The organism is Streptomyces sp. NPDC056948 (assembly GCF_042674225.1).
GTDB lineage: Bacteria > Actinomycetota > Actinomycetes > Streptomycetales > Streptomycetaceae > Streptomyces > Streptomyces purpurascens.
In genome coordinates this window covers 1-3,886 of record NZ_JBHUQX010000623.1, presented here as the reverse complement: position 1 = coordinate 3,886, position 3,886 = coordinate 1, and the positions used below count along the sequence as shown (strand labels likewise).

At 65.7% G+C, this 3,886-nt stretch carries 1 protein-coding gene and 3 pseudogenes; 2 read left to right on the top strand and 2 right to left on the bottom strand.

Annotation, left to right across the window (positions count from 1 at the left end):
* A pseudogene (locus ACFTZL_RS42385) lies at positions 1-648 on the bottom strand (hypothetical protein); the annotation flags it as partial.
* 247 nt (positions 649-895) lie between these two features.
* Here ACFTZL_RS42385 and ACFTZL_RS42380 point away from each other — a divergent pair.
* A pseudogene (locus ACFTZL_RS42380) lies at positions 896-1,057 on the top strand (transposase); the annotation flags it as partial.
* Between the two features lie 19 nt (positions 1,058-1,076).
* Here the strand turns inward: ACFTZL_RS42380 and ACFTZL_RS42375 are convergent.
* A pseudogene (locus ACFTZL_RS42375) lies at positions 1,077-1,290 on the bottom strand (transposase); the annotation flags it as partial.
* Between the two features lie 614 nt (positions 1,291-1,904).
* Between ACFTZL_RS42375 and ACFTZL_RS42370 the strand changes: the two are divergent.
* Positions 1,905-3,886 (top strand): RICIN domain-containing protein (locus ACFTZL_RS42370; protein WP_382595200.1); only part of this gene is annotated, 1,982 nt, incomplete at its 3' end.

The window sequence follows — 3,886 nt, the reverse complement described above, 5'->3', positions numbered from 1 at the left end:
TTCGGTAGTACCCATCCTCCATAGGTGCTTAAGGTCGTAAACCTGCAGCTCGAGACCGTTGGCTACGAACAACTTGCTCCCGTACCACGCGATCCCGTCTGCGTGAGATTTGTAGCGAAGTTCCCTGAACCCGCCGGTCTCTGTCTCTGTGGGCTCGACCAGCGCGATATGCCCGTAGCGGACCTGGTCACCCGTGGATTCGGCAATCGAGATCCGCGAGTACTCCTCGTTGGCCTGACCTTTGTCGTACTTGCCGAAGTACCAGGAGGCCGCGTACAAGTGCCTGCCGTCGTAGAGGCCGCCGGCGCTTGCTGCGTGCGACCCGGTGAAGCCCTGCGGCATCCAGCCGCCGGCTGGGTCCGCATAGCCAGTTGTGTCGTCGGCTTCGTTCCAGCAGAAGCCGTCGTACCTCAGGGCGCCGTTCAGCCCCGTGTTGTGGCACAGGGCTGGACGCCCAGTGCGCGCAGTCAGAACCTCGGCGACGGGTATGTCTTTTGCGGCAGAGAGAGCCGGATTCGCCTCAGCGGATGCTATTGCCTTGGTGAAGTTGTTGACGGGGGTCAAGGTGGCGCCGGCCGTACTGATGGGGGCGACTTCCGCGGCTACAGCTTGCTGAGGAAACGCCAGCAGGGAAGCGATCAGTGCCACGCCGAGCCCCAAGGCAACGCGGCTTCTTCGTCCAAACGCAGATTTCATATCCGAAGAGTAATCAGAGGCTGTGCCTCCAGTGGGTGTTTGATGTCGATTGCTCCGACCACTCCAATGCGCTTGGGTGCATTTTCGTCGATGCGCACGATCTGAAACACCTGGAATCTCCCTATTGGTAGGCAACTCTCAGGTCGTTTCAGGCCATTCGTTTTGGCGACAACGCGCCAGATCAGCCGCTCGCTGCAGCCAGGGCAGAACGGACGCGAAGGACGCCTTCGTCATCGCCGATCAGGCCCGCATGCGCGCGGACTTGGGCGTGCTGCGGCCCGGCGATGAAATAGCCGTCGCCCTCAAGATCCTGGTCAGGCGCCGCACACGTCTCGTCAACGACCCCACCCGCCAGATCGACGGGATCCGAGAACAACTCCTGGAAAGCGGGCTTGGCCGCGCTCACGGCGGTGCGGGATGACCAGACCGGTGCCTCGGTAACCACCGTCCGCGCTCACCGTGGTGCGGTCAACGGCAGCCTTCGCGCCGGACAGCTCCCACGCCGTGCAGTCGTTGCGGTTGCCCGGCAACGGTCGGCCAACGGCGACCACGAGTCGGGGAGTCGGCATCGATGACGACCTGATGGTTGGTCGACGTCCCCCGGGTCATCGGGAAGGTCATCTGGTTCGTTGTCCAGCCGAATCCGCGACCTGGTCAGTGATGGTCAACTTCCGGTCAACTTTGATGCGGTAATCGCGCCAACTCGACAGATCTTCACGTCTGCTTCACAGGTAATCCCGAGCTTGAGCACGGAAGTTGTCCACGTCGAGACCCGTGAGCCTCGCCCGGCACGTTTGCGCCAGCCAACTCCGACATCAAGATTTGACTTGTCCTGTCCCGTTCATGTGCACGTATGGTGATCGTCGCGACGGGCGGCTTCTGACCACTCCGCCATCGCGCGTGTCAACCGGCGGCCGGGGGAACGGTGTCGCCACGGGGAGAGGTTGGTCGTCATGCCGCGATTCCGGCACTTCACGCATGCTGTTTCAGCCTGCTCCGTCCGTTGCTCCGGTCTCCGTACCGAGACGACGGCCTGATCTCACCTGTCGCTTCCGCCTCTTCGGACGGTCGCCCCCGCCTGCCTTCCTTTGCGATGAAGGGATGCTCTGTTGCGCCCGAGACCAGGGTTCTTCAGCTCCAGAACCAGTACCAGATCAAGAAAATCCGGTTTCCTCACTCCCGTCGTCACGTCCGTCGTGGCCGTCTCCATGCTGAGCGGTCTGGCTCTCCAGCCGGACGTGCTCCAGTTGACCGCGGCGAAGGCCGCGGCGGCGAACGACTCGTACGACTGGAACGAGGACACGGCTGTCGAGCAGTTGCGGCAGGACCAGTGCCTGATGGCCGATGTGCTGCGCATGGGTGGGCCGTCGATGGCCACGACGGCGCAGGACGGTCTCAACCAGACTCCGGCGAAGCTGCGTGAGCTGGCCAACCGGGACAACTGGGAGAACACCCCGCTCTCCGCGGCGTACCAGAAGGACAAGGACGCGGCGAGCAAGGAGCTGAACGCCCTCAACGCGCTGCGGGACGGGTGGGGTAAGCCCCTGACCGGACTGACCACTCCGGCCGGCTTCACTGAGACCGGCTTCCACTGGCCTCCGGGAACAGCCAATGACGGCAAGGACGACTTCTATGGCCAGACCGGCCTGACGAAGTGGACCGCGGAGCGGTTCTGGAAGGACGAGGGCGACTTCTACCAGGACTCCACCCCGAGGGCTGATGCGGCGACGGTCAAGGCGGTCAAGGACCTCGGTGCCCCGCTGTACGGCAAGGACCCGGATCCGAGTCTTCCCAGCGACGAGTGGAATCGTGCGCTCGCCGAGCGGGACGCCTTCAAGCACCTGTCCGACTGGTCGCTGGAGCCCACCGGCGCGGACAACGCCCGTCTCTTCCTCGCCTCCGGTGGCTTCCCCCGTACGGCCCCGCAGCCGGGCACGGCGGAGCACCGCATCGCGGTCGAGGACCTGAAGAGCCGGTTCGCGGCGTGTGCGTGGCGGGATCCGATCGACCCGAGCAAGGTGCTGGACGGCATCTCCTCCACCGCCGCCACCGAGTGGCAGCAGGAGGTCTCCGCGCAGGCCGCGCAGCGCAACCAGATCCTGGGCGCGAACAAGGACGCCACCACGGCGCTGGCAGCGGGCGCGAAGGCGCTGGGGGACATGCTGGGCCACTCCTGGACGGCCGACCACCTCACGCGCTGGCAGGACTACTGGTCCGCGGGCGGCGTCGGATACGTCGGTGACGCTCCGGCGGTGATCGAGGTGCCGGGCGCGTCGGGCAAGTGCCTCGACATCCCGGGTGGTGCGAAGACCAACGGCTCGCCGGTGCAGATCTACACCTGCAACGGCAAGGCGCAGCAGCAGTGGGAGGTCTACGGCGACGACAAGGGCCTGCACCTGCGGAACGTCAACTCCCTGAAGTGCCTGGATGTGTCGGGGACGAACGAGGCGAACGGCACGAAGATCCAGATCTGGACGTGCAACAGTTCCCCGGCGCAGACGTGGGAGTACAACCTGCGCGCCGCCACGGCACTGAAGAACACCGCCACGGACAAGTGCCTGGACCTGGCCAACTTCACGAACAGCACTGACGGGCGGCTGTGGACGTGCTCCGGCGGCAACTCGCAGAAGTACGGCATCAAGCCGTCCGGGCACACCGGGACGGTTCCGCCGAAGGCACAGTTCGACAAGGCCAAGGCCGGTGTCACGGCCGCTCAGGCGGCGGCGAAGAAGCAACTCGCTGTGCTGAAGGCCCAGCTCGCGGCAGCGCAGAAGGCCGTCACCACTTCCGACACTGCCGAGCAGGCCGCCTACACGATCGCTGACCAGGCGGGTGCTCCGCGGGGTCGTGGTCTGCTGGTGGGTCAGCAGAAGGCGCAGGTCACCAAGGGTGCGGCGGCTGCGCTGACGGCCATGGTGAAGGCCGGTGAGACCGCTGAGGCGGCCACCCGTGCCGCGGCCGCGGACAGTGAGACGATCACGCAGCGTGCGCTGGCCCAGGCCGCGCAGGCGAAGGCGGAGTTCCGTAAGAAGGCCGCGGAGGCGGCCGAGTGGCAGGCCAAGGCCGCAGCGGATGCGGCGAAGGTGCACCGCGACAACGCCAAGAAGGACAAGGAGACCGCTGAGGCCAAGCTCGCCGTCGCCTTGAAGGCGGAGGGTGACGCGAAGGCGGCCGCAGCCGACGCGCACGC